Origin of the sequence: Propionispira arboris, assembly GCF_900109225.1 — a bacterium.
Classification (GTDB): Bacteria; Bacillota; Negativicutes; order Selenomonadales; family Selenomonadaceae; genus Propionispira; species Propionispira arboris.
Genome location: NZ_FNZK01000012.1, coordinates 16,290 through 41,748, shown reverse-complemented (window position 1 = coordinate 41,748; position 25,459 = coordinate 16,290). Strand labels below are relative to the sequence as shown.

Genomic DNA, 25,459 nt, shown 5'->3' with positions numbered 1-25,459 from the left:
ATCAGCCAATATATGCGGGCAAATTTGAAAAGATATTTATCACATAATCAACCATTAAACGAAGCATCCATGGTCCAAATACCAAAATAGCAACAAATACAGCTACGATTTTTGGAATAAAGGCTAATGTCTGTTCCTGAATAGAAGTTGTCGCCTGAAAAACACTTACTAGTAACCCAACTAATAAGCCCAAGCCCAGCATCGGTGCGGAAATCAGCATTACCATCATCAAGGCTTCCTGCCCAATCTGTATTACAAGATCACCAGACATTTTCTCATCTCCTATTTAAAACTTACAATTAATGAATGTATTAAAAGATGCCAGCCATCTACCATGACAAATAATAAAATCTTAAATGGCAACGAAATCATAACTGGCGGCAGCATCATCATCCCCATTGACATCAGTGTACTTGCTACAATCATATCAATAACAATAAAGGGAATATAAATCATAAAGCCAATCTGAAATGCTGTTTTAAGCTCACTGATAATATAAGCTGGAATCAATGTGAACGTCGAAACCTGTTCTTGTGTTTCAGGGCGCTCTGCCTGAGATAGATTAACAAACAACGCTAAATCGGATTCACGAGTCTGCTTAAACATAAAATCCCGCAAGGGATTTACCACTTGCGTCAGAGCCTCTTCCTGGGTAATAGTTCCAGCTAAATAAGGCTGAAGCCCATTATCATTCGCCTGGCTCCAATACGGCGACATAATATAAAACGTTATAAACATCGATAGTGCAATAATAATCTGATTTGACGGAACATTTTGTGTTGATAAGGCATTTCGTAAAAAAGATAAAACTACAACAATCCGAATAAACGACGTCGTCATAATCAAAATTGATGGTGCAATTGTTAAAATTGTAAGTCCTGCCATAATTTGCAGCGTAAGGGCAAAATCTTTTGGATTATCAGATGTGCCTAAACCAATATTAACACTTGGAACTAAAGGCGCTGCAAAAGCGCCCTCCGGTATACATAAAATCAAAAGCAGAACCCCTGCTATAAAAACAACATGTTGTTGTTTGAACACCAAAACAACCTCTTCCCTTATCTAGGATCTCTTTTATCTTTAAAAATTGCAGGAATTCGTCGCGATATTTGCTCAAGTGAAGATAATTGCTGTGAGAAAATAGTTTGCAGCTCTTTATTTACTCTTTTATCAACCGCTTTGCTGTGCAGTTGCTGAATTTCAAATTCATCCGTAATTTCTTGCAATAAAGTAATAGAATGATCTGTTACCCCCATCACCATTACTTTTCCCGCAATTTCAATTACGCAAACCGCTCGATTGGGTCCTAAGGGCAAATTATCAAGAATTTTCCCTTCACTCTCTATCCCGATTTTTGCGTATTTACCACCCAAAAATCGAGAAACAAAATAAGCAAGTCCTAAAACAAAGGCAAACACCACTATCAAACTTAACAGATATGCCATGGTAGACCACCAAGACGATGGTGTCGGCTTAGCATCATTGACTTGATATGCCGACAGATAACCACCACTACCCGAAGAGGCTTCCTGTATTGATTGTGCAAAAGTTGGTTCTACACAAAAGACAAGAAGTGCAATCAAGAGACAAAAGCAACACCTATATTTCTGTTTATTCATTACCCTACAGCTTTACGCACTGCTTCTAAAACGCGATCTGGTTGGAATGGTTTTACAATAAAGTCACGTGCTCCAGCCTGTATTGCTTCAATAACCATGGCTTGCTGCCCCATAGCACTGCACATAATAACTTTTGCATTCGGGTCAATCTTTTTAATTTCTTTTACTGCACTAATACCGTCCATTTCAGGCATAGTAATATCCATCGTAGTTAAATCTGGTTTAAGCTCTTGATACTTTTCCAAGGCTTTCAAGCCATTTTCTGCTTCACCAACTACCTCATATCCGTTCTTACTTAAAATATCCTTTACCATCATTCTCATGAATGCTGCATCATCTACAACTAAAACTTTTATTGCCATCGTGCATCTCTCCTCATAATTAATTTTGTTTTCATAATGAAACTATTGGCTATCTATACCAATTATATAGTAACAATACAATTTACTCAACACAATTCACACTGGCTCACTGTAGATTTTGTGCTCTTTCCATTGGGCTTACGATATCAGTAATGCGAACACCAAAGTTTTCGTCAATAACGACCACTTCACCTTTGGCTAATAACTTACCATTGACCAAAATATCAACCGGTTCACCAGCTAATTTATCAAGTTCAATAATAGAACCATTTGCCAACTCTAAAATATCACGAATTCGTTTTTTAGTTCGACCTAATTCAACCGTGACTTGAAGTGGTACATCTAAAATAAGTCCAATATTAGCATCATTAACCGTTACCGGCTCTGTGGAAAGTGGTGAAAATTGTGCTGGTTGAACCGGTATATTCGAAGCCACTCGTGCCTGCTGCTGCATAGGCACAGTTGCATAAGTTTGCTGCTGCGCTGCTGGCTGCTGTTGAGGTGGTGCTGCGTAAGCTTCCTGTGGAGCCTGCACAGGCTGCTGCATTACTGGTGGTGCAGTCACTGCTGGCTCAGGTGCAGACTCTTCCATTGATCCGGACATTAAATTACTTACCATATCCTTAGATATATCAATCGGTAAAATCTGCATAATTTCACTGTCAATTAAGCCCTCTACTTCCATGCGGAAAGAAACTCTGACGACTTTTTCTTCACTACCAACAAGGTCCGTTACTTTATCTTCTTTAGCAAGATCGATTAAATTAACTTTCGGTGGTGAAATATCAATTTTTTTATTAAACATCGTTGATAAGGACGTCGAAACAGCCCCCATCATTTGGTTCATTGCTTCACCAACTGCACTCATGTGCAGTTCATTTAATTCCTCAGGAGGTGCTGTTCCCTCTCCCCCCATCATCAAATCGGCAATAATCAAAGCATCCTGAGCCTGAATTGCCAGAATATTATTACCTTCAATTCCATGTGTATAGCCAACTTCGACAATTAAATATGGCATTGGATAATGATCCTTAATCGAAGCTAACGTATCAATTGAAACTTGCGGTGTCGTAATGGAAACACGATGACCTAATAAAACGGACAAAGTTGTTGCCGCACTTCCCATTGATATGTTTCCTATTTCCCCTAAGGCATCTCGCTCTATATCAGAGAGCCGTTCTGCTACATCCGAATTGGAACTCGTATCTGCAGACGCTGAATCGTTGTTATCAATTCCACCTTTAAGTAATGCATCTATCTCTTCTTGAGAAATAAAATCATCATTCATCGTCGCCCTCATCTCCTTCCGTCATCACTCTGGTAATCTGTACTGCCGCCTTTTTCCCTGAGGTTCCAGGCCTACAAAAAAACTTTGGTCTTTTACCAACAAAAAGCTTCAACTCATCACTTACTTTTGTATCCAATTGCAAAACATCACCAAAACCCAAAGTCAAAAATTCTTGAATCGTAATATTAATAGAACCAAGTTCAATACTCACGGGAACCACTGTCTTGCGAATCTTTGCCTGCAAAAGTTCAATTTGTTCAGGATGATCTTGTTTTGCAACGGAAGAAGCCACCCAAAATGTCGTAGTAAGTTTCGACATAATTGGTTCTAGAACCAATTATGGAATACAGACATTTATAAGACCTTCAACTTTACCAATTTTAACCTGTAAAGTAACAATGACAACCATATCGCTTGGCGGAACAATTTGTGTGAATTGAGGGTTTGTCTCGATAGTTTCCAATTGAGGTTTTAATTTGATAACATTCGCCCAGGCATCACGGAAATTTTCAATCGCTTTATTTAGAATTTTACGTATCACCGCTTCTTCAATTTCCGTCAACGCTCTAATCTTCATAATCGTTTCGCCAGTGCCACCGAACAGGCGATCAATAATGGCAAATGCAATACTTGGATTGATTTCCATTATGACATTTCCCTTCAATGGTGGAACCGTTAAAACGCCAATAACACTCGGGTTCGATAAAGAACGGACAAATTCTTCATATGTCAGTTGTTCTACCGAAGCCACGTCAACATTGATCATTGCTCGTAAATACGTTGATAAATAAGTATTCAAAAGGCGGGCAAAGTTTTCATGCAGCATATATAATGTGCGGATCTGATCCTTCGAAAACTTATCAGGGCGTTTAAAATCATACATCTTAACTTTTTTTTGTAATTCTTCATCTTTCATTTCTTGTGCTGAAACAACACCTGTAGACAATGCTGATAATAGTTGGTCTATTTCAGATTGCGATAATACATCAGCCCCTGACAATCGTTTTCCTCCTTTCATACCCTTTATCATATTTGTTATTATATTGTATTACTGAAACTATCATTGTAAAACAAAGTTTGTTATATATACATCATATACTGATCCATCACCAATCGTCTGGTTCACCTGATCCTTAATTAAAGACTTCAAAGAATCTTGTTTCGCTGGATCAAATTCCTCTACTTTTTGAGAGCGTAAAATCTGTAACACTGTATCCAGTACTTTTGTTTCCACCGCTGGTATAATTTTACCGTCTTTGAGATTTTTCTCATTACCAGGGTTCATTTCCAGTACAATACCAACTTTTAAAAAGCGCCCGGACTTCACTCCACCGACATTGACAATAATACCATCCTTTGCATCACCAAGCTTAACAAAAATACCTGGATCTTTTCTTTGTACTTTCCCCACAGAATCCGTCATAACTTTTGTTGTCACAAAATAAGATATGCCTCCTGCAAAAATGAGACCAATAACAACTAAAACGATAATCAGTAGAATGGGTGATTTTTTCTTTTTTTCAACCTCTTCGTCAGCCACGTCTCTCTACACCTCCATGATGTCCCTTTGCAACTTTATTTTATAAAAATGCCATTAAAAATTTTATTCAAAAGCATTGATTCTTCAATTTTAAAATTTATGTAGAGCCCGACGATATGTCATCACCTGTCGTACAACCTCTTCCATACTTTCTTCAACAATAAGCTTTTTCCCATTAATTAAAGTTACCACAGTATCAGGTGTCTGTTCGATTGTTTCGATAATCTCAGCATTTAAAATAAATTCACCTTTTTTATCCTCAGAGTTAAACTTTGTTAATTTTATCATGAAATTTCACTCCTTATTTTAAAATAAGAGGGGGAGAAGTTATAATTCCCCCTCTATTTCAATCTATTTTATCGTTTCATATTTACCAGCGTTTCAATCATTTCATCGGCTACCGTGATCATTTTAGAATTGGATTGGAAGGCACGCTGCGTCACAATCATATTACTAAACTCGGTGGACAAGTCAACATTTGACATTTCCAAAGCGTATGGAGTCAATGTACCTGCACCACCATGACCAACTGTTGTCACTTGAGATTTGCCTGAATTTTGTGACTCTGCATAAAGACTTGAGCCTGATTTGGTAAGACCAGCCGGATTATTAAATACGGCAAGGGCAATCTGCCCTTCTTTTTTTGTTTTAGAATTATCATAAGACCCAATAAGATAACCATTGACATCAATCGATACCGACGTAAGCGATCCCGCTGCATTACCATCCTGGTCGGTAACTTGCGCTTCAGTCGATCCTGAGTTTTGGGTTACAGCTGAGAAGTCCATTGTCATATTAACAGTCCCAGCCTGCGTCGTTGTGAACGAAGCCGCGCTGATACCTGTTTTATAAGAACTGCTCGTTGCATCCCAAGTCGAACCTGTACTGTATTTACCGGCAGTATCAAAAACAAGTTTATAATTCAAACCAGATACATCGTAGCCCGTATCTGTTTTTCCACTGCTTTTCACCGTCCAGGTATTATCTGCGACCTTAGTCATCGTTACAGGAATCTTATGTTCCACCCCCTTGACTGTCTCATAGGCACTAATCGTAGAAGAGACATCCGTTTGCGCCACGCCCGTAATTGTCAACGGATACGTAGCCCCAACAGCTAGAACCGTAGCTGGTGTTGTTGTATCTGTGACACTTGCGCCATCACTTAACGTGTAGGTTCGAGAATTTACTGTTTTTATCTTGGCTGTAAAGGAATCGCCATTAGTATACGTTATCCCCGTTACCGGGGTAACCGTAGCACCATTTGATAATGCGGTTGCCGAAGTAAATGTAACACCAGTAGTATCCGGGTACGTAGAACCAACAGCCAGCCCAGATGTCGCGCCTGTAACGGTTGAACCATCTGATAATGTGTAATTCCCTGCGGATCCACTTGCAATTGTAAGTGGAACTGCAGTTGTTGGGAAAGCATTAGCAGACAATCCACCTGATGCATCTGTTACCGTCGTTCCATTGGACAAGGTGTATGAAGCACTATCAAGTGACTTGATGGTAGCACCCGTATAAGTGTCACCTTTTGCATACGTCGTTGTCAATGAATTATAAGTCACTTTTTTTCCATCAGATAACGTAATCGTAGGATTTGCCGATGCTGCTGATAAATTTTTGCCATAGTTTACATAGGTTGTGGCCGTTGCAGGCATCGATTGTCCCATTTTAACAACAAGATCTTGTGTAGCACCCGTTGGATCAATTTTCCCCGTTGAATCAGCCATCCAGCCTTGCACTTTCAAACCAGTTCCCGTTACACCATAATTGCCATTCGTATCAAACTGAAAAGCACCATTACGGGTATACGATTGATTTGACCCATCAGATACAATAAAGAATCCGGCTTTAGATATGCACAAATCTGTATTGGCACTAGTCGCCTGCACATTCCCATCGGTAAAGATTGTATCAATACTGGCAACACCGACTCCCAAACCGACCTGTTTAGGATTTGTACCGCCCAGTGCTCCACTGCTTCCCGATGCAGAAGCCAGCATCTGATTGAATGTATCTTGATAAGTTACCCGGCCTGCCTTAAAACCTGTTGTGTTGATATTGGATATATTATTACCAGTTACATCCATTCCCGTCGTATAAGCCTTTAGTCCAGATACACCGGAATATAAAGAACGCATCATAATGAATCCACTCTCCTCTTAATATGTGCAGCAAGACTGCTTCTGTCAATCCACAGTCTTAAACTTCCCGAAGGTCCAGTTTAGATGATTACTGCACTATCTATATTTGTAAATATTGTATTTCTTGCACTGTTGCCATCCATGGCGGTAATCACTGTTTTATTTTGCACACTTACAACCAATGCAATATCATTGCAATAAACGAGCGATTCTTTCGCACCTTTTTGGGCAGCCCGCTTGACTGCATCATTGATTTTTGTTAAATCCTGATCACTTAATTGTAAATTACGGCTGCGAAGTCGTTCGATTGCATGCTGTGAAAACGTCAATTTATCCGTTTCTTTTGCTAAAAGCAACGCAAATTGATTTTTCTCAGAACTTTTAATATTTGACCCATGTACATTGGTATGTTGGTTTACAGTTGAATTGCCAATGGGCATCAGCGGCTGTGTTTGAAGATATATCATATGATCAGCCATACCCTTTATCCCCTTTTCAAAACTGCATAATCTGTGTTTTTCCTCTTACCATTTAACTGATTTTTGTAATATTACCAATCGCGACTTCATGTTCTGTATCATCGCCAGTAACTTTCGTTAAAATCGTTGGTACACTACCAGCAAGACTCACACTCTGCACGATGCCAGTTGAAGATGTTTTGCCCGCGTCATCTGTCCACGTTACGGTTTTCCCAATCATGGAACTTACCTGTCCAACTAATACAGAGGTATCCATATTTTGCACCAGCGCCCCCACCTTTGTTATAGCCGTAACCATATTTGTCATCTGTTCCAAAGATGAAAACTGTGCCAGCTGCGCAATTTGCTCTGAATTATCTTGTGGATTGAGCGGATCTTGATTTCCCATCTGCGTTACGAGCAATTGCAAAAAAGTATCTTTATCCAAGGTCCCCCCCGCAGTAGTTGATTTTGTTGATTTCGTTGCACTCGATGCAGCTACGCCATTAACGGTATTTAATGCGGTATTATCAATTGTAGTTGCCATAGAAAATCCCTCCTTTTAAATTCGATAATCTACACTGTCTTCTGTAATATTTCCATTGGTCAGATTGATTTTACCTGCTTCTTCTTCAAAATCAGCTAAATTAATTTTTTGATTTTTAAAATGTGTATTTTGCTGCTGGCTATTGGTCTGATTATTTTGTCCATTCGACATAAAATCACCAAGCCCTGCATAAACCTCAACATTGTCCACTTTCATGCCTTTGGCCTCAAGCTCCTGTTTTAGCTGTATCATGGAATTCTCCAGTATGGTTCTGACTTGGGCATTATCGCTATGGAAGCTGGCTGTCACTGCACCACCATTTGCCACGGATACTTTAAGTGTTAAATCACCAAGATGTTCCGGACTTAGTTTTATAACCATCTGTGTATCTTCTGTTGTCTTAATTAAACGAGCTTGATCCACGATTTGTCCAGGAATATCGTATTTTACCAGTTGTTGGGTCTCCGTTGTTGCTGCATTTACTGCAGGTCCAGCCGCTGCTGTGGTATTTAATGAGTTTAAAAACAATTGTTCAAATGCTGGCGATGTTTTTGTCTCTGGATTAGCTGGGACTTGCTGCTTATCATGCGGTGCTTCATTTACCATTAAAGAAATTTTTTCAACTGGTTTCTCCAGCGTACTTACTTCCATTGGTATATTCGGCTTAGATTGTCCAGCATCCGTTGCAACTACCTGCATCGGATTCGCTGAATCCAGGCTTGACTTCGTCAATATAGTTGTTTTATCAGCATTACTTGCTGTTGACGGCACATCTGTCTTTTTGTCCGGTTTTCCACTGGCAGCATTACTGGTTAACTTGCTGATTTTTTCCATGAGCGCTGTATTGATTATAGGAATCGTACTATCCTCTGTTTTTCCAGTCACCGCATTCAGCATAGCCTGTCCGGCTGTTTTTTGTGTATCTTGGGCAGTGGTTGGCAAAATTTGCTGTTGAGCTATTGTTTCCATCTTTGTCGACACGACTGGATTAGCTGCAAGATTCGCTGTAGCAGAAACACCTGGCAAGACTTGCTGCTGATCTATTGTTTCCATCTTTGTTGACACAACTGGATTAGACGCAAGATTCGTAGCAGAAAGGGCAGACAATGCTTGTTTTTGATCCAGTGCCGAAGTCGCACTTAGTTTGCCATTTAGCATATTGAACAGAGATTGTTGATCATTTTGTACTACAACGCCTACTGCCGTTTTAGTACCATCTGAAGTAGCTCCGGCTTGACTTTGCTGTGCTATATCTGCTGTCAATGTGCTGCGTACATTTTTCCCATTCAGCATATTCATCAGGTCTTGATTGGGAATCTGTACTTCACCATTCTTTGGCAAAAGCTGCTCAATGGATGATAAATTTATCCCAGATGCTGCCGTCGTACTTGTCTGTAGAAATTTAGAAAAATCCACCGTAGACATAGCCTTTACCTTACTACGGCCCTGTTCATTCGGTTGTGCTAAATCTGCTGGATTTGACTCGGCAAGAATCTGCACATTCGGCAATGATGCTACATTAACCATTAAAACAGCTTGTTGCGCAAGCAGATTGTCAGCACTCTGTCCTTTGGGCTGATCTTTTGTGTCATTGGGTAGCGTCTTTACATCCGTTTTATCCGTATCTTGAGTTTGATCAGAATCTGATTTTTGTTGCTGTGCCTTACCTAGTATATCACTAAAATTTTTGCCATTTTTTTTGTCATTTGTACTTGATACATTGTTTTTTGCTTTTGGACTAGTTACTGTCACAGGCGTATCATTTGCAGCCGAGACAGAACTACTCAAATTCGTTGCTGCATTCATTCGTATTCACCTCCTTTCTTTACTATACAAACTGCACTTATTGAATCTGTGTAACTGGTGGCTTGCCATTATACATACTTTGCGTAAGTCTTGCACTTTTTGATGGATCAAATCCAGCTAAAATTTTAGCTGATTGCGACTCATCCATCTTTTGCAGGATTTCAATGATCATATCATCATTTAAATCATCAAGAATAGCCACCGCATCTTTAGGTTTCATCTGTTCATATAAACGAGCTAATTTTGAAATACGTTTTTTTTCTTCAGCCTGACGAAGTTTCATTTGTTTTTCAACTTCATCCTTACTCAAAACGACCGGTTTCGATGGTTCTAATTTAGAATCCGTATTCAGTTTAGCATCCGTAACTTTACCATCTGTTTTTGCTGTTGTATCAACTTTCATATCCGTTTGTTTCTCTGTACTGCTATCCTTAGATGTTCCAGCTGGTTTAACAAAATAATCACCAATAATCGGATATTTATAGAGTTCCATTTTTTCATTGATCGCATTGGCATCAAAAATTCTAAGGTAGATTCCTAAAAAAAATCCTCCTACAATTAAAATCAAAAGCAGTAGCGCTATGGAACTAATTTTTAAGATTTTTTTGAATTTACTTGGTTTTTTTCCTGCGTTGCCTGACGGACCAGCTGAGATTGCTGACGCTGCAGGTTGACTAACTTTTTTCACTGCCATTTCACTACCTACTTTCGGGGATTATAGCTTATTGGTAAAGATCCAATACTTTACTTACATAATTTTGAGTTTCTGCATAAGGCGGAACACCATTATAATTTTTCACGGCTTGAGGTCCTGCATTATATGCCGCTACCGCTTTGGAAACATCACCATGAAATGTCGTCAGCATTTGTTTTAAATATTTAGCTCCACCATCAATATTTTGCGCAGGATCATAGACATTATTGACGCCAAGTTCTGCGGCAGTTTCTGGCATCAACTGCATGACGCCCACTGCTCCAGAACCTGAAACTGCATCCGCGCGATACCCAGATTCAGCCTGCGCCACCGCCGAAACAAGTTTTGGATCAAGTCCATATTTGTTGGCAGAAGCTGAAATCAAGCCGCTGATATTGGCTCCCGGACTCGTAAGTTGACCCGATGATCCATTTTTTTTGCCAGTCGTAGAATTTACCACGCCACCAAATTCCCCTGTTTTTGTTTGTAGTTCAGATTCAAGTAATTTTGAAAAATTAGCAGTTCCCACTGCTGCGGAACCAAAACGTGCTTGTATATTCTGGATCCGCTGAATAATTTGTGTAACACCACTACTACCCATATCCACTCTTCTTCACCCTACTTTGCTGCTCTTGTATAAATTTGCAAACCTATTTCATCAAGCTGTTTTTGTTCTTCGGCTAAAGCTTGTTGTTTAAATTCATCAAACCGTTTTTCCCGAAGTTGTTCAATACTTTTAAGTTTATTCATAACAATCTTAAGTTCTTCAAGTCTTTGCATTCTTTCTTGCTCTGCTTTGATTATTGCTTGCTTTTGCTGTTCTATTTGCGACCGTTTCCAAGCAAAAAAGCTGCTATATGTCGTAAGCACCGTAATGTTTATTTTCGTACGAGCTGTCATTACTTCATACTCTTGCAATCCAGCCTGCATTTCTTTTTCAAGATTTGTTAATGCGTTTTTTTGATTTATTAAATGCTGCGTAGCTTGCGCCAGCTTAACCTCTGATTTATCTTTGTTCATTTTTGTGACTTTGAGTAATGCTGCTAATTGGAATTTAAATTTTTTCATGATATAACCTCAGCTTACTTCCAAATTACAAAGTAAGCAATGCCTGTTTTGTTTCCTCAAATGTATTAATTTCAAAAACATCCTGGCATAAAAATTGATTGATTCCCTCTATTTTTTGAATAGCACGATCAATTTGCGGATTAGAACCAGCTACATAGGCTCCAATATTAATCAAATCAGCTGCTTCGCGATAAACTGCCATTGTAGAACGCAATTGCTGGGCTGCCTGATAATGTTCTTTGGAGACAACTTCCATCATAACCCTGCTGACACTCGATAAAACATCAATTGCCGGATAATGATTTTGTGCGGCAATCGCTCGTGAAAGAACAATATGTCCATCCAGAATACTTCGTACAGCATCGGCAATCGGTTCATTCATATCATCCCCATCAACGAGTACCGTATAAATCCCCGTAATTGACCCCTTATCATTCGTCCCTGCCCGCTCTAAAAGTCTTGGGAGTAAAGCAAAAACAGATGGTGTATAACCACGTGTCGCTGGTGGTTCACCTATCGTAAGCCCAACCTCACGCTGGGCCATTGCAAAACGAGTGACAGAATCCATCATCAAAATAACTTTCATGCCTTGATCGCGGAAATATTCAGCAATTGCTGTTGCTGTCATCGCACCTTTAATACGAACCAACGCTGGTTGATCTGATGTAGCAACTACCACTACAGATCGTTTAAGCCCTTCTTCACCTAAATCACGCTCAATAAATTCCTTCACTTCACGACCACGTTCACCAATCAAAGCAATGACGCTGACATCGGCTTCCGTATTTCTTGCAACCATACTTAAAAGCGTTGATTTTCCAACACCACTGCCTGCCATAATACCAATACGCTGTCCAGAACCGATAGTCATTGCACCATCAATAGCTCGAACCCCAACATAAAGGGACTCTGTGATGCGTGGTCTGGACAATGGATGCGGCGGTATCGCATGCAGCGGATATTCCTGAGCTGCACTTAGAGGACCTTTGCCATCCATAGGATTGCCTAAACCATCTACGATACGACCTAATAGCTGCTTGCCAACCTTAACTTTAAGAACTTTCTGAGCAGAGATAACTTCACAGCCTGGTCCAATCCCCTGCATTTCACCAATTGGCATCAATAAAACAAAACCACCACGAAAGCCTACCACTTCAGCGGGAATCGGCTCTACATTATCGAGACGTGAACAAACGTAACATAACTCACCAAGACTTACATTTGGTCCCTGCGACTCAATGACCAGCCCAATAACTTGTGTAATCTTACCATTCATTTTAATTGATTCACACGACTGAATAGCATCCATAAATTTTTTCGTATTCATTTCCATCATTGTAAAACTTCCTGAATTGATTTTTTTACGATTTCAAGCTGTGTAGCTAGTCTTGCATCCACATTGCCATTGGCTGATTCAATAATGCAGTCACTATCGCCAAGTGCCGGGTCCGAGGAAATTTTCAAAGTTCCTTGTCCTTCAAGCATAGACTGAAATTCATTTTTTCCCATTAGAACAAACTCATAATTGGGTGGCGACACGCGAATAACAATATTGTTTTGGTCTTTCACTTTATTAAGTGCAGACCGAACCATCGGCAGGATAAGCTGTGGTGCATCAATAAAATGCTGTGGCAGTACTTTATCAGCAATTGCCATAACCAGCTCGATAATTTGTTTTTCTGCTTGTTGTACACAATTTTCTTTTTCGGTTTCTGCTAAAGCAATGGTCGCTTCTGCTTTTTTATTAGCCGTCTCAATAATACCCTGTTGTTCTTTTACAGCAGCTTCGTAGCCTTCGTTGTGTCCCTTGTTATAACCATCTGCTTGTCCAGCTGCCTGTGCTGCTTGTTTCATCTCTTCAGCTTCAAGTGCAGCTTGTGCAAGGAGGGATTCAACGTGGCGCTGTGCCTCTGCAATCATTGCATTACGTTCCAGTTCTGCATTTTCAAGTACTTTTTGTGCCTTTCGTTCTTCTTCCAACACAAAAAGCTGAGCAGCGGTTGATAGATCCGTGGCTTTCTCTAACCCAGCTGCCATATGAGTTACAGCCGGGTTTTTTACAAGTCGTGGTTCTTCATGCCATACAGCACCTTTAATTACCCTAGACAATCATTTCGTCTCCCTTGCCGCGTGCTACAACAATTTCACCTTTTTCTTCAAGACTCCGGATGACATTTACCACTTTTTGCTGTGCTTCTTCTACATCGCGAATCTTGACAGGTCCCATAAATTCAATTTCTTCTCTCAGCATATCGGCTCCACGTTTTGACATATTTTTATAAACTTTTTCGCCAACTTCCGGAGCAGTTGCTTTGAGTGCCAGTGATAAGTCTTTGGTATCGACTTCTCGCAAAACCATTTGCAGTGAACGATCATCAATCATTACAATATCTTCAAATACAAACATAAGACGTTTGATTTCTTCAGCAAGTTCCGGATTATCAACTTCGAGACTTTCAATAATTGTGCGTTCGGTTGTTCTATCCACACGATTCAATACTTCAACGATCGAGCCAATACCACCAGCTGTTGTAAAGTCTTGATTAACCAGTGAAGAAAGTTTCTTTTCCAAAACGCGTTCCACATCACGCAAAACATCCGGTGATGTTCGATCCATGGTAGCAATCCGTCGTGCCACTTCAACTTGGCGTTCCGGGGATAAAGAGGCTATAATAGTGGCCGCTTGGTCTGGATCGAGATAAGCCATGATTAAAGCAATCGTTTGTGGATGTTCATTTTGAATAAAATTCAGCAATTGACTTGGATCTGTCTTACGTACAAAATCGAAAGGTCTGATTTGCAAACTACTTGTCAAACGATTGATAATATTTAACGCTTTTTCTGCCCCCAAAGCTTTTTCGAGTACACTTCGAGCGTAATCCAGACCACCAGCTGAAATATAACTTCTAGCCATTGCTAATTGATAAAATTCGCTTATAACTTGTGTTTTTTGCTCTTGCGTCACTTTTCTTTGGTTGGCTATTTCCAACGTAAGTTTTTCTATTTCATCTTCACTGAGATGTTGAAACAAAACGGCTGAATTTTCAGATCCTAATGCAATAAAAAGTATTGCCGCCTTTTGTTGATTTGTCATTTCTTTGGAACTAGCTTCATACATATTTGCTCACACCCATATTATCAAATTAGTCTTCCGACAACCAGGTCTTGACCAATTGAGCCATTTCATCCGGTTTGTTCCTGATCAATTCTTCGAGCGCCTGACGTTCTGTCATTTGTGTCTGTTCTTCTTCAGTCAAATCACTATCAGTAACCTTGCCAGCGGCAATTGCTGCAGCACGTTTTTCTTCAGAGATTCTGATCGCCTCCGCTTCTTGTCGAGCTGCTTCTTCAACAGCTTCCAATTCAAGACGTTTTTTACGACGATACAGATATATTGCTGTAGCGATAAGTGCTAAAACTAAGACAACAGCCGCAATCTGTAAGTAGAATATCCGCTGTTCTTTATCACGCTGATCTTGTTCTTCTTTGGCTCTTTTATCCATCATTTCAGTGCTAAATGGCAATGTTTCGACCGAAATTGTATCACCGCGCACTGTATTTAAACCTACAGCCGAAGATACAACCCGTGAAATACTATCTTGCTGCGCTCCAGTAACCTGATCGTCAACAAGAACAGCAATCGTCAGACGCTTTACAGTCCCGGGCGATGCAATGATTTTTTGTTTTTCTTCATTTATTTCATAATTTTTTGTCGCTTCTTTTTTTTCATACTGAGACTGCGCATTATTAGCTGCAACATAACCTGGTATATTAGAAGTAGTACCCGCAGGTCCACCAGGGGCCCCGGAAGTGCCATTATATGTTTCTGCTGTTTCTTGCGAGCTGCGAATAATACCCGAATCATCTACGACTGGTGTAAACGTCTGCTTATCTGTTGTTTTTTGATCAAAATCCAGTTCTACATTCAAACGAACAACTGCTTTTCCTTCACCTAATGCCTGATCAAGTAAGGTTTGCACATTTTTTTGCAATTGATCCTGCACTTTTTTAGCCATATCAATTTGCGTCAATGTAGTATTGCCTACATTTTTCTCATCACTTTCATCCGGGTCATTCAAGATTTTCCCCATATTATCAACAATCGTAATATTTTCTGCCTGTAACCCTTGAACACTATGAGCGACTAAATTAACAATCCCCTTTACCTGACTTTTGGATAACTGTGCATTTGGTTTCAATTTTAACATAATGGAAGCCGTTGCTGGTTTTTCATTTTTTTTATATAAACTGTCTTCCTGCAAAACAATATGGACTCTTACTTTATCAACTTCTTCAAGCTGCTCAATCGTCCTGGTCAATTCACCCTGTAAGGCCTGTAAATAATTTACTTTATTTTGAAATTCTGTAACCCCAAGCTTCGTATCCTCAAAAATCTCAAAACCTTTTTGACCTCGAGGAAGACCCTGCGTTGCTAAGTTCAACCTAGCATTATGAACGTCTTTCGACGAAACTAAAATTGCTGTACCATTTGGACTTTCCTGTACTTCATAAGCAACCTTTGACTCTTTAAGTTTAGCTGCTACTTCACCTGCGTCTTTGGTTTCCATACCAGTAAACAGCGGAACCATATCTGGCTTGCTGCCATACCAATAACTCCATCCCAAGAGTGATATCATTAAAAGTGCTGCCACGCCGATAATCGTATAACGTTGTCGTTTACTTAGTTTATTCCAAAGTTGCAGATACTGTTCCTTCCAGTCTGCCATCGTCTCAATCCTTTCGCCCAATAAAAAGTATCAATTAAACCTGCATACGCATAATTTCTTGATAAGCCTCTACTGCTTTGTTACGTACCTGCATTGTAAGTTGTAAAGCAATATTAGCTTTTTCCGTAGCTATAACAACTTGTGAAATATCCTGAACCTGTCCAGCCGCTAAAGCTTTATCTGCAGCAATAGCCTGATGCTGCAGATCATTTGTCTTTTGTAGCGCATCGCCTAAAAACTGTCCAAAACTTTTCTGTACAACCTGCTGATTTTCACCGAGATGACTTACTGCGCTCATCGCTACCGGTGTTAACTTTAACGCCTCAATCTGCATGTTTTTCACACCTCATCATTTTCCAATATCAAGCGCTTTCATTGCCATACTTTTCGCTGCATTAACAGCCGTAACATTGGCCTCATAAGCTCGGGAAGCCGTAATCATATCGACCATTTCTGAAACAATGTTCAAATTTGGCATTTCAACATATCCATTTGCTTTTGCATCCGGATTTGAAGGATCGTAAACGAGACGTCCAGGCGTTGTATCCGCTTCAATCCCAACTGCTCTTACGCCATCACCTTTTTGGCTATCGGCCGTACTTGACAGAATATTAGCAAATGAGTCTTCATTACCAGTTCGCGGTTCGAACACGACAAATTTCCGACGGTATGCACCACCCTCGGTTGTTCGTGTTGTATTCGCATTTGCAATATTATTCGATATAACATCCATTCGTAAACGTTCAGCAGTCATACCAGACGCAGAAGCGTCAATTGCTCCAAACATACTCATATAATACCCTCCTCCTTGATTTATTTTTGTCCAGCAATGACTGACTTCAAACTAGACATGTAATCGCCAATCTGCCTGACCATCGCATTATAATAAATATTATTTTTAGCAAGATCTGCCATTTCTATATCAACATCGACATTATTGCCATCCGTACGCATCGTAGTTGTTCCTATTTCTTTAATTTGCGGAGCAATCTCACCATTTAATGAACCCATCGGTAAATGCTTATCATTTGTCCGCACTACATCTAAATCTCCACTACCCGGATCAAGCTGTTTTGCCAATAAACTTTCAAATGTGACTTCGCTCTTTTTAAAACCAGGCGTATTGACATTGGCAATATTATTACTGATAACCTGGTGTCTCATATTGGCGGCATGCAGCCCTTGTGCTAATATATTGATGGTTGATGAACCAACGACTTCATTTATCATGTTTTTCCTCCATCTCCAACATATTGATTTACATAACATATAAGTGCATAGCGATAATAGTCCAAAAAACAAATTTATCTATATAAGTTTCTACCTTTCCCTATTTTTAGCTAAAATACCTTTAAAATTCGCAAATTTTTTCCTATTTATATTGTCGCTAAATTCAGAGTAAAACTCCATAGTTAATTCGTCCTAAGTTTTTCCAGATTCAAATCAAAAAGACTACTTTTTCAAGAAAAACAGAAAGAGAGCACCATCAATTTCATGGTACTCTCTTTCTGGTATTTTAAAATTTATCGTTTTAATTTTTGAACTTCTTCCAAAAGATGTTCATTCAAAACTTTGATATAGGTGCCTTTCATGCCAAGAGATTTGGATTCAATAACTCCCGCCGATTCAAACTTTCTAAGCGCATTTACAATAACCGATCTCGTAATCCCTACACGATCGGCAATTTTCGATGCCACAAGTAGGCCTTCAGTCCCATCAAGCTCACCAAGGATGTTAATAGCCGCTTCGACTTCGGAATATGACAATGTCGCCAAAGCAATTTGTACTGTAGCTTTTTTGCGAGCTTCCACTTCAATTTTTTGTGTATGGTCCCTAAGCATCTCCATGCCGACGACAGTTGCGCCATATTCAGCCAAAATCAAATCTTCATCGGTAAACACCTCATTGTACTTCGCTACAATCAACGTTCCAATACGTTCCCCAACACCATAAATCGGTACAATCGTTGTATTTTTTCCATTACATATGCATTGTGTTTCTTCGCTAAAAGCACACATACCACTTTTAGTTCGAAGATTCGGTGATGTTTCATCCACCTTTAACAACCAATTTACATAATGCTTCGGAAATTCTCCCGGTGTAATGACTTTATCGATCATAAGATCACATTCAAAATCATCAATAAATGCATAGCCAAAAATTTTACCTTTTTTGCTGGCAATATAGACATTCGCCCCTATAACATTGCTGAGCACACGAGAAATCCCATCATATTCCACGCTCTCGGATTTTTGTAATAATTTATTAATTTTTCTTGTTCTTTCTAATAATGCACTTGACATAAATAAATCTTCCTTTCAAACTTCAACGTCAATAGATACGCTCAATTCATACTTATTATTTTCTATTTTATCATACTTTTCTATACAATTATAGATAAGTAGTGTTATTATTTATAAATTTTTTGAAAATTCGTGCAAACTATACAATTTACCCCGTTTTATAAAATGAAATGACTCAAGTCTTGATCCACCACAATATGACCCAATTTACTCTGCACATAATCCACATCAATTTCGATATGTTTTTCTTCAAGTTCTGGTGCATCAAACGCTAAATCTTCCAGCAGCTTTTCTAAAATCGTATGCAGACGTCTCGCGCCGATGTTTTCTGTCTGTTCATTGACCTTACAGGCTATATCAGCCAATTCGTCAATGGCCTCAGCCGTAAACTCAATCGTCAGACCTTCTGTTTCAAGTAAAGCAGCATATTGCTTAAGTAACGCATTAGCCGGTTCCGTCAAAATCCGCTTAAAATCGTCTTTCGACAATGCCGTAAGTTCAACTCGAATTGGAAAACGCCCCTGTAATTCAGGAATCAAATCCGACGGCTTAGTTGTATGGAATGCACCAGCTGCAATAAACAGTACATGATCTGTTTTAAGCGGACCATATTTCGTAACAACGGTCGACCCCTCGACAATTGGCAAAATATCGCGCTGGACACCTTCTCTAGATACATCCGGGCCAGAAGAGTTGCCTCGGCCTGCTACCTTATCAATTTCATCGAGAAAAATAATCCCGCTGTTTTCTGCCATTTGAATCGCATCTGTTGTAATCTCATCCATATCAATCAACTTTTGCGCTTCTTCCTGAATGAAAACCTTGCGTGCGTTTTCGACGGTCACCTTACGCGTTTTTTTCTTTTTTGGTAATATACTGCCCAGCATATCTTGAATATTGCTGCCCATGTCTTCAATACCGGATCCGGCAAACATCCCCACCATCGGAGCAGTATCTTCTACATCAATTTCGATGATTTCTTTCTCCATGTCGCCGGCAGCCAGACGTTTTTTGCACCAGTCACGACCAGCCTGATATTTTGGTTTCTCTTCCTGCTGCGGATCCGGCTGAGCATCTGCGGTTTCTTTGTTGAATAACTGGGCTAATGGATTTTTGTTTTTTGTTGTCTGATCTGGAACAAAGTAATCTAAGATTCGTACTTCAGCTAATTCTTGCGCTTTATCATCAACAGCGGCCATTCTTTCTTTTTTGAGCATTCGGACTGCCACTTCAGCTAAATCGCGTACCATGGATTCCACGTCACGTCCAACATAGCCAACTTCGGTAAACTTGGTCGCTTCAACTTTTACAAAAGGTGCTTTAACCAGCTTAGCCAATCGCCTGGCAATTTCTGTTTTCCCCACACCAGTCGAGCCAATCATCAGAATATTTTTAGGAATTATATCTTCCTTCATTGATTCTGGCAGCCGTTTACTACGCCAGCGATTACGCAGTGCAACAGCAACTGCCCGTTTTGCCTGTATCTGCCCGACAATATATTTATCGAGTTCTTTCACAATTTCTCTTGGTGTCTGTTCATTCAAGCTGAATAACCCCCTAATCCAATTCTTCAACTTTGATATTATGATTTGTATACACACATATATCAGCAGCAATTTCTAATGCTTCTTGTGCAATTTCAGCTGCTGAAAGCTGTGAATGTTTTACCATTGCTCTTGCTGCCGCCAATGCATAAAATCCGCCGGAACCAATTGCAGTCACACCTCCATCAGGTTCAATTACTTCCCCATTACCTGATAAAATAAGCATCGTTTCATTATTAACAACAATCAAAAGAGCTTCCAATTTACGCAGCACACGATCCGTACGCCAGTCTTTCGCCAGTTCAACCGCAGCTCGCATCAGATTTCCATTAAATTCTTCCAATTTTGTTTCAAACTTTTCAAACAAGGTAAATGCATCGGCCACCGATCCGGCAAAACCTGCCAGAACAGTGCCGTGATAAAGTCGGCGAACCTTTCTTGCATTGGCTTTCATAATAGTATTTTGACCAAAGGTAACTTGCCCGTCACCAGCTATTGCTGTCTTCCCCTTATGTTTTACAGCAACAATCGTTGTAGCATGAAACATAAAATCATTCCTCCTATTTCAAGACACAAGTAAAATGAGCTCCGCTTTATAACCGTGTTTTAAAGGCAGCGATAGATTGCAAAGCTCGTTCAGATATCGCCTGTTTTTTAAGTTTTTTATCTTTCATCCGCTCGCCCAATTCCGGCAGCAAGCCAAAATTGACGTTCATCGGTTGAAAATGCTTCATATCTGCACTTGTAATGTAATGACAAAGAGCTCCATGTGCTGTTTCCTGAGGAAAAACAACCGTTGGCTTCCCTTGTATCAAGCGGCAGGCATTTAGCCCAGCTACAAGTCCAGAGGCTGCTGATTCAACATATCCTTCAACACCTGTCATCTGCCCGGCAAAAAAAAGCATTGGATTGGTCTTACTTTGCATCGTTGGCAACAAGACTTGTGGTGAATTTATAAACGTATTACGATGCATGACACCATAACGAACAAACTCTGCTGTATCGAGTCCCGGGATCAAACCAAAAACTCTTTTTTGTTCAGGCCATTTCAAATGTGTCTGAAAACCAACAATATTGTAAAGACTGGCTGCAGAGTTATCCTGTCGAAGCTGCACGACAGCATGAGGACGAACACCCGTTACCGGATGTTCAAGGCCAACCGGCTTTAAGGGGCCATATAAAAGAGTATCAATGCCACGACTAGCCATTTCTTCTACCGGCATACAGCCCTCAAAGAAAATTTCTTTTTCAAAGTTTTTCGTCTGTGTTTTTTCTGAATTCACCAATTCCTGCCAAAAATATTCATATTCTTCTTTATTCATTGGACAATTTATATAATCATCATCACCTTTGCCATAGCGCGACGCTTTATAAGCTTTATCCATATTCAAAGAATCCTTCATAACAATTGGTGCTGCTGCATCATAAAAATAAAGATATTCCTGCCCTAAAAACGCAGCAATTTTTTCCGAAAGCGTTGGTGCTGTAAGCGGACCTGAGGCAATCAAAACAATTGCCTCATCGGTCTGTGGAATATCATTTATTTCTTGGTGAATGACATTAACCAATGGATGATTCATCAATTTGTCGGTAACATACGTACTAAACCCTTCACGGTCGACCGCTAAAGCGCCGCCAGCCGGAACTTTCGTAGCATCCGCTGCTTCTATAATCAATGAGTCCATTTGGCGCATTTCTTCTTTTAGCAAACCCACTGCATTTTCAAGCCCGGCCCCACGAAGAGAATTACTGCAAACAAGCTCAGCAAAACCAGCTGTTTTATGGGCCGGTGTAGATTTTTCAGGACGCATTTCATATAAATCAACTTGTGTACCGCTATTGGCAATCTGCCAGGAAGCCTCGCTGCCGGCGAGGCCAGCACCAATCACAATTACTTTCTTCACTCAGTTTCCTCCATCTGCATAAATGTTATTCTTTTATTTCAATTTTTTTCTTTAGTATCGGCTTCTTACTAACTGGTTTTTTCGCAGTTGTTTTTTTTGCTTTACTTCTCGTTTTTTTGGGGGCTGCCTTTACAGGCACAGTAGCGGACTCAGGCTCTCTCTTAGCTGCCTCTTTTGCCGTTGCTTTTTCACGAAGTTTTTCAAGTTCTTTATTAATTGGATGATCCACGCGGGTTTCACAAGCTTCATTACTGCAATACAGCAATGCCCTGCCATTTTTGTAATGATGTTTCAACATAAATGACGTACAAGTGGGACAATTCTCTTTCAGCGGCGTATCCCAGGTAACATAATCACAATCAGGATAATTTTTGCAGCCAAAGAATACACGACCTCGTTTTGTACGACGTTCCACAATATTCCCACCACATTTCGGGCAAGATACGCCCATTTCCTTTAATAGTGGTTTTGTATTACGGCACTCTGGAAAACCCGGACACGCTAAAAACTTGCCATAACGGCCTTGTTTTACAACCAACATACGACCACATAATTCACAAGGTATATCCGATACTTCAACAGGAAGCTCAACATGACCAATGGCTTCTTCAGCATGTTCTAATGTTTTGGCAAATGGGCCATAAAATTCCCTTAATAAATGGTTTTTTTCCACTTTTCCTTCAGCAATTTCATCCAATTCATTCTCTAGCGTTGCCGTAAATTTTGCATCAACAATAGACTTGAAATATTCTTCCAACATATCAATCACAACAAAACCTAGTTCTGTCGGTTCAAATTTCTTTTCCACACGTACAACATAACCACGTGCCAAAATCGTTTCGATAATCGGCGAATACGTACTTGGGCGGCCAATCTCTTTTTCTTCCAGAATTTTAACCAGAGAAGCTTCATTATAACGTGGTGGTGGTTCAGTAAAATGCTGTTTTGGCAAAACTTCTTGCAGCATAAGCTTCTGATCAATTTTCAGTTCTGGTAAAAATACATCCTTATCTTTCTTTTCTTTACCTTCTGTATAAACTGCCGTAAAACCTGGGAATATAAGCTGCGACCCCGCTGCCCTTAGTCCATATTCTCCTGCCTTGATTGCAATTGTCAATGTATCATAAATAGCCGGATTCATTTGACTGGCAATGAAACGTTCCCAAATTAATGTATAAATTTTCAGTTGATCTTTAGCTAAATATTTGCTGATTTCAGCCGGTATAAATTCGATACTTGTTGGCCTGATAGCCTCATGTGCATCCTGCGACTTTTTCCCCACCGCATAAACTGGTGGCTTTTCAGGCACATAGTCTATACCAAATTCCTGTTCAATATAGTCTCTAGCTTCTTTTTGCGCAATTTCAGAAACCCGTGTTGAATCTGTACGCATATAAGTAATTAAACCAACCGGACCTTTACGACCAAGATCAATGCCTTCATAAAGCTGCTGCGCCAGCATCATCGTTTTTCTAGATGTAAAACCAAGTTTACGCGATGCATCCTGCTGCAGACTGCTCGTAATAAACGGTGGTGCCGCTTTACGCTGTCGCTGCCGTTTTTTTATTTCCTGAACACAAAATATTTCTTTTTCCAAAGCATCTGTAACAATTGCTGCTTGTTCTTCATTGCCAATTGCCAGTTTTTCACCCTGAGCCGTAATCAATTCCGCATCAAATAGAATAGATTTAGGTTTTTCGCGAAGCTGAACACCAATTGTCCAATATTCTTCTGATATAAAGTTTTGTACTTCTTTTTCGCGGTCGCAGATTAACTTAACCGTTACAGATTGTACACGCCCCGCGCTAAGACCTTTTCTTATCTTACGCCAAAGCAATGGGCTAAGCTTATAGCCAACAATTCGGTCCAGCATTCTTCTTGCCTGCTGCGCATCAACACGATCTAAATTAATCGGATGCGGGCTTTTTATAGCTTCTTGAATCGCTGGTTTTGTAATTTCATTAAACACAATTCGGCAGGCTTCATGTTCTTCTATATTCAATATATGTGCCAAATGCCAGGCAATCGCTTCACCTTCACGATCCGGATCGGATGCCAGATATACTTTATCGGCATGTTTGGCTTCTTTCTTTAATGACTTAATTAAATCACCTTTGCCACGAATATTAATATATTTAGGCATAAAATCATTTTCGACATCAATGCCGAACTGACTTTTCGGCAAATCACGCAAATGTCCCATGGATGCCCTTACAATATAATTTTTTCCTAAATATTTTTCTATAGTTTTGGCCTTTGCTGGTGATTCAACAACAACCAGTGTTTTTTCCTGTGATTTACTCACAAAACGCCCTCCTTAACAGCACGAACATAACAATGCGGGGCGTGCTCTACCACTAAACCACGCAATTCCATTTGTAATAATATACAAGTGATATTAGATGCATCACTTCTTGATTTTAAAATAATTTCATCAATTGACAATGGCTGATCATATGATAAATTTTCATAAACAGCTTTTTCTTCATTTGATAAATTTATCACATTCTTATCTATATTACATTTCGATTCATTCCATGAATATTCTTCCAAAACATCTTTCGCACAAGAAACAAGTTTCGCCCCTTGTTGAATCAGCTTGTGACAGCCTTTGCTTTGCTCAGAATAAATACTCCCTGGCACGGCAAATACATCCCGGCCTTCACTAAGCGCCATTTCAGCTGTAATCAGTGACCCACTTTTAATTGCCGCTTCAACGACGATAACACCCCTGGACAAGCCGCTGATAATACGATTTCTAGCCGGAAAAAACTTAGCATTCGGGGTCGTTCCTGGTGGATATTCAGATACAACCAGACCCGCTTCCACAATTTCTTCTAATAAATGTTTATTTTCTATTGGATAAGCGACATCAACACCACAACCTAATACGGCAATTGTCCGCCCTTTTTTCAATGCACCTGTATGCGCTGCCGTATCAATACCGCGCGCTGCACCACTTATTATTTCTATACCCGTCTCAGCCAGATCACCAGCTAGATTTTCTGCGGCAGCTTTGCCATATGCAGAAGTTTTTCGTGAGCCAACAATTGCGACTCTTTGTTTTTCTCCAGACAATATGCCTCGATAAAATAAAACAGAAGGTGGATTAAATATATTTTTTAATAGTTCTGGATATTCTGCATCTAGGTATGTACACAATTTTATTTTTTTCTTGTACCATTTTTCCGCCAGCAGATCTATATCGATTGGATTTTTCTTAAACTCGCAAAAATTTTCATAACTGCCACGATCCAAACATTTGCTCTGCCATACATCTTGCACCGAACTTTTCCAAATCTTTTCTCCATTGCCAAAATAAGAAACCAGTTTGCGTAAACGCGCATTACCTATCCCGGGTATCATCTGTAACATCGCCAAAAACATTTTTTCCAAGCTCATCGCCGCCCAGCAATATTTTTCCACTACATTTATTTACCCACTAAAATTTA

The 25,459-nt window shown here is 39.8% G+C and carries 27 protein-coding genes and 1 pseudogene; all 28 read right to left on the bottom strand.

From position 1 onward, the window contains the following. Position 1: 1 nt before the first annotated feature. Positions 2-271 carry a flagellar biosynthesis protein FliQ gene (gene fliQ, locus BMY14_RS12200; protein ID WP_019553182.1) on the bottom strand — a complete coding sequence of 90 codons (270 nt, stop codon included), beginning with the start codon at positions 269-271 and terminating at the stop codon, positions 2-4. A gap of 11 nt (positions 272-282) precedes the next feature. Then, on the bottom strand, positions 283-1,014 hold the full coding sequence (gene fliP, locus BMY14_RS12195) for a flagellar type III secretion system pore protein FliP (protein WP_245741401.1): 732 nt from the start codon (positions 1,012-1,014) through the stop codon (positions 283-285). A gap of 44 nt (positions 1,015-1,058) precedes the next feature. Further along, on the bottom strand, positions 1,059-1,619 hold the full coding sequence (gene fliO / locus BMY14_RS12190) for a flagellar biosynthetic protein FliO (protein WP_091832170.1): 561 nt from the start codon (positions 1,617-1,619) through the stop codon (positions 1,059-1,061). After that, complete coding sequence (locus BMY14_RS12185) at positions 1,619-1,981, bottom strand: response regulator (protein WP_019553185.1); 363 nt, start codon at positions 1,979-1,981, stop codon at positions 1,619-1,621. Before BMY14_RS12185 ends, fliO begins: the two co-directional genes overlap by 1 nt. Before the next feature lie 106 nt (positions 1,982-2,087). After that, entirely contained in the window at positions 2,088-3,269 is a 1,182-nt protein-coding gene (fliY, locus tag BMY14_RS12180; protein ID WP_091832167.1) for a flagellar motor switch phosphatase FliY, read from the bottom strand. Next, positions 3,262-4,287: pseudogene (gene fliM / locus BMY14_RS12175) on the bottom strand (flagellar motor switch protein FliM). Before fliM ends, fliY begins: the two are co-directional and overlap by 8 nt. 42 nt (positions 4,288-4,329) lie before the next feature. Beyond that, positions 4,330-4,809 carry a flagellar basal body-associated FliL family protein gene (locus BMY14_RS12170; RefSeq protein ID WP_091832164.1) on the bottom strand — a complete coding sequence of 160 codons (480 nt, stop codon included), beginning with the start codon at positions 4,807-4,809 and terminating at the stop codon, positions 4,330-4,332. 90 nt (positions 4,810-4,899) lie between these two features. Next, on the bottom strand, positions 4,900-5,097 hold the full coding sequence (locus BMY14_RS12165) for a flagellar FlbD family protein (protein ID WP_091832161.1): 198 nt from the start codon (positions 5,095-5,097) through the stop codon (positions 4,900-4,902). A gap of 68 nt (positions 5,098-5,165) precedes the next feature. After that, positions 5,166-6,956 carry a flagellar hook-basal body complex protein gene (locus tag BMY14_RS12160; RefSeq protein WP_091832158.1) on the bottom strand — a complete coding sequence of 597 codons (1,791 nt, stop codon included), beginning with the start codon at positions 6,954-6,956 and terminating at the stop codon, positions 5,166-5,168. A gap of 80 nt (positions 6,957-7,036) precedes the next feature. Beyond that, positions 7,037-7,435 (bottom strand): TIGR02530 family flagellar biosynthesis protein, encoded by a 399-nt coding sequence (locus BMY14_RS12155; protein WP_091832155.1) that lies wholly within the window; start codon positions 7,433-7,435, stop codon positions 7,037-7,039. A 52-nt stretch (positions 7,436-7,487) separates the two neighbouring features. Next, positions 7,488-7,961: a flagellar hook capping FlgD N-terminal domain-containing protein gene (locus tag BMY14_RS12150; RefSeq protein ID WP_091832152.1), complete on the bottom strand. Its 474-nt coding sequence runs from the start codon at positions 7,959-7,961 to the stop codon at positions 7,488-7,490. A gap of 15 nt (positions 7,962-7,976) precedes the next feature. Beyond that, the gene (locus tag BMY14_RS12145) at positions 7,977-9,767 is read right to left on the bottom strand and encodes a flagellar hook-length control protein FliK (protein ID WP_143063171.1); all 1,791 of its coding nucleotides are present in this window, start codon (positions 9,765-9,767) and stop codon (positions 7,977-7,979) included. A 37-nt stretch (positions 9,768-9,804) separates the two neighbouring features. Then, positions 9,805-10,461: a MotE family protein gene (locus tag BMY14_RS12140; RefSeq protein WP_091832149.1), complete on the bottom strand. Its 657-nt coding sequence runs from the start codon at positions 10,459-10,461 to the stop codon at positions 9,805-9,807. A gap of 28 nt (positions 10,462-10,489) precedes the next feature. Beyond that, positions 10,490-11,062 (bottom strand): lytic transglycosylase domain-containing protein, encoded by a 573-nt coding sequence (locus BMY14_RS12135; RefSeq protein ID WP_091832366.1) that lies wholly within the window; start codon positions 11,060-11,062, stop codon positions 10,490-10,492. A 17-nt stretch (positions 11,063-11,079) separates the two neighbouring features. Further along, entirely contained in the window at positions 11,080-11,529 is a 450-nt protein-coding gene (locus tag BMY14_RS12130) for a flagellar export protein FliJ (protein ID WP_091832147.1), read from the bottom strand. Positions 11,530-11,554: 25 nt separating this feature from the next. Continuing rightward, positions 11,555-12,865, bottom strand: a complete 1,311-nt coding sequence (gene fliI, locus BMY14_RS12125) for a flagellar protein export ATPase FliI (protein WP_091832144.1) — start codon at positions 12,863-12,865, stop codon at positions 11,555-11,557. Beyond that, positions 12,862-13,638, bottom strand: a complete 777-nt coding sequence (locus tag BMY14_RS12120; RefSeq protein ID WP_091832141.1) for a FliH/SctL family protein — start codon at positions 13,636-13,638, stop codon at positions 12,862-12,864. Before BMY14_RS12120 ends, fliI begins: the two co-directional genes overlap by 4 nt. After that, positions 13,631-14,647, bottom strand: a complete 1,017-nt coding sequence (gene fliG, locus BMY14_RS12115; protein WP_091832138.1) for a flagellar motor switch protein FliG — start codon at positions 14,645-14,647, stop codon at positions 13,631-13,633. Before fliG ends, BMY14_RS12120 begins: the two co-directional genes overlap by 8 nt. Before the next feature lie 25 nt (positions 14,648-14,672). Next, positions 14,673-16,256 carry a flagellar basal-body MS-ring/collar protein FliF gene (fliF, locus tag BMY14_RS12110; RefSeq protein WP_091832135.1) on the bottom strand — a complete coding sequence of 528 codons (1,584 nt, stop codon included), beginning with the start codon at positions 16,254-16,256 and terminating at the stop codon, positions 14,673-14,675. Between the two features lie 34 nt (positions 16,257-16,290). Next, on the bottom strand, positions 16,291-16,590 hold the full coding sequence (gene fliE, locus BMY14_RS12105) for a flagellar hook-basal body complex protein FliE (RefSeq protein WP_019553202.1): 300 nt from the start codon (positions 16,588-16,590) through the stop codon (positions 16,291-16,293). Positions 16,591-16,605: 15 nt separating this feature from the next. Then, the gene (flgC, locus tag BMY14_RS12100; protein ID WP_091832133.1) at positions 16,606-17,049 is read right to left on the bottom strand and encodes a flagellar basal body rod protein FlgC; all 444 of its coding nucleotides are present in this window, start codon (positions 17,047-17,049) and stop codon (positions 16,606-16,608) included. A gap of 20 nt (positions 17,050-17,069) precedes the next feature. Further along, a complete protein-coding gene (gene flgB / locus BMY14_RS12095; protein ID WP_091832130.1) occupies positions 17,070-17,486 on the bottom strand; it encodes a flagellar basal body rod protein FlgB in 417 nt (138 codons plus the stop codon). A 293-nt stretch (positions 17,487-17,779) separates the two neighbouring features. Next, on the bottom strand, positions 17,780-18,559 hold the full coding sequence (gene codY, locus BMY14_RS12090) for a GTP-sensing pleiotropic transcriptional regulator CodY (protein ID WP_091832127.1): 780 nt from the start codon (positions 18,557-18,559) through the stop codon (positions 17,780-17,782). A gap of 158 nt (positions 18,560-18,717) precedes the next feature. Further along, a complete protein-coding gene (gene hslU / locus BMY14_RS12085; protein WP_091832124.1) occupies positions 18,718-20,103 on the bottom strand; it encodes an ATP-dependent protease ATPase subunit HslU in 1,386 nt (461 codons plus the stop codon). A 13-nt stretch (positions 20,104-20,116) separates the two neighbouring features. Then, positions 20,117-20,650, bottom strand: a complete 534-nt coding sequence (hslV, locus tag BMY14_RS12080) for an ATP-dependent protease subunit HslV (protein ID WP_091832121.1) — start codon at positions 20,648-20,650, stop codon at positions 20,117-20,119. Positions 20,651-20,696: 46 nt separating this feature from the next. Beyond that, positions 20,697-22,007, bottom strand: a complete 1,311-nt coding sequence (gene trmFO / locus BMY14_RS12075; protein WP_091832118.1) for a methylenetetrahydrofolate--tRNA-(uracil(54)-C(5))-methyltransferase (FADH(2)-oxidizing) TrmFO — start codon at positions 22,005-22,007, stop codon at positions 20,697-20,699. A gap of 25 nt (positions 22,008-22,032) precedes the next feature. Then, positions 22,033-24,312, bottom strand: coding sequence for a type I DNA topoisomerase (topA, locus tag BMY14_RS12070; protein ID WP_091832115.1), 2,280 nt, complete (start codon positions 24,310-24,312; stop codon positions 22,033-22,035). Further along, positions 24,309-25,403 carry a DNA-processing protein DprA gene (gene dprA, locus BMY14_RS12065; RefSeq protein ID WP_091832112.1) on the bottom strand — a complete coding sequence of 365 codons (1,095 nt, stop codon included), beginning with the start codon at positions 25,401-25,403 and terminating at the stop codon, positions 24,309-24,311. The genes topA and dprA overlap by 4 nt, the downstream gene beginning before the upstream one ends. Positions 25,404-25,459 lie beyond the last annotated feature (56 nt).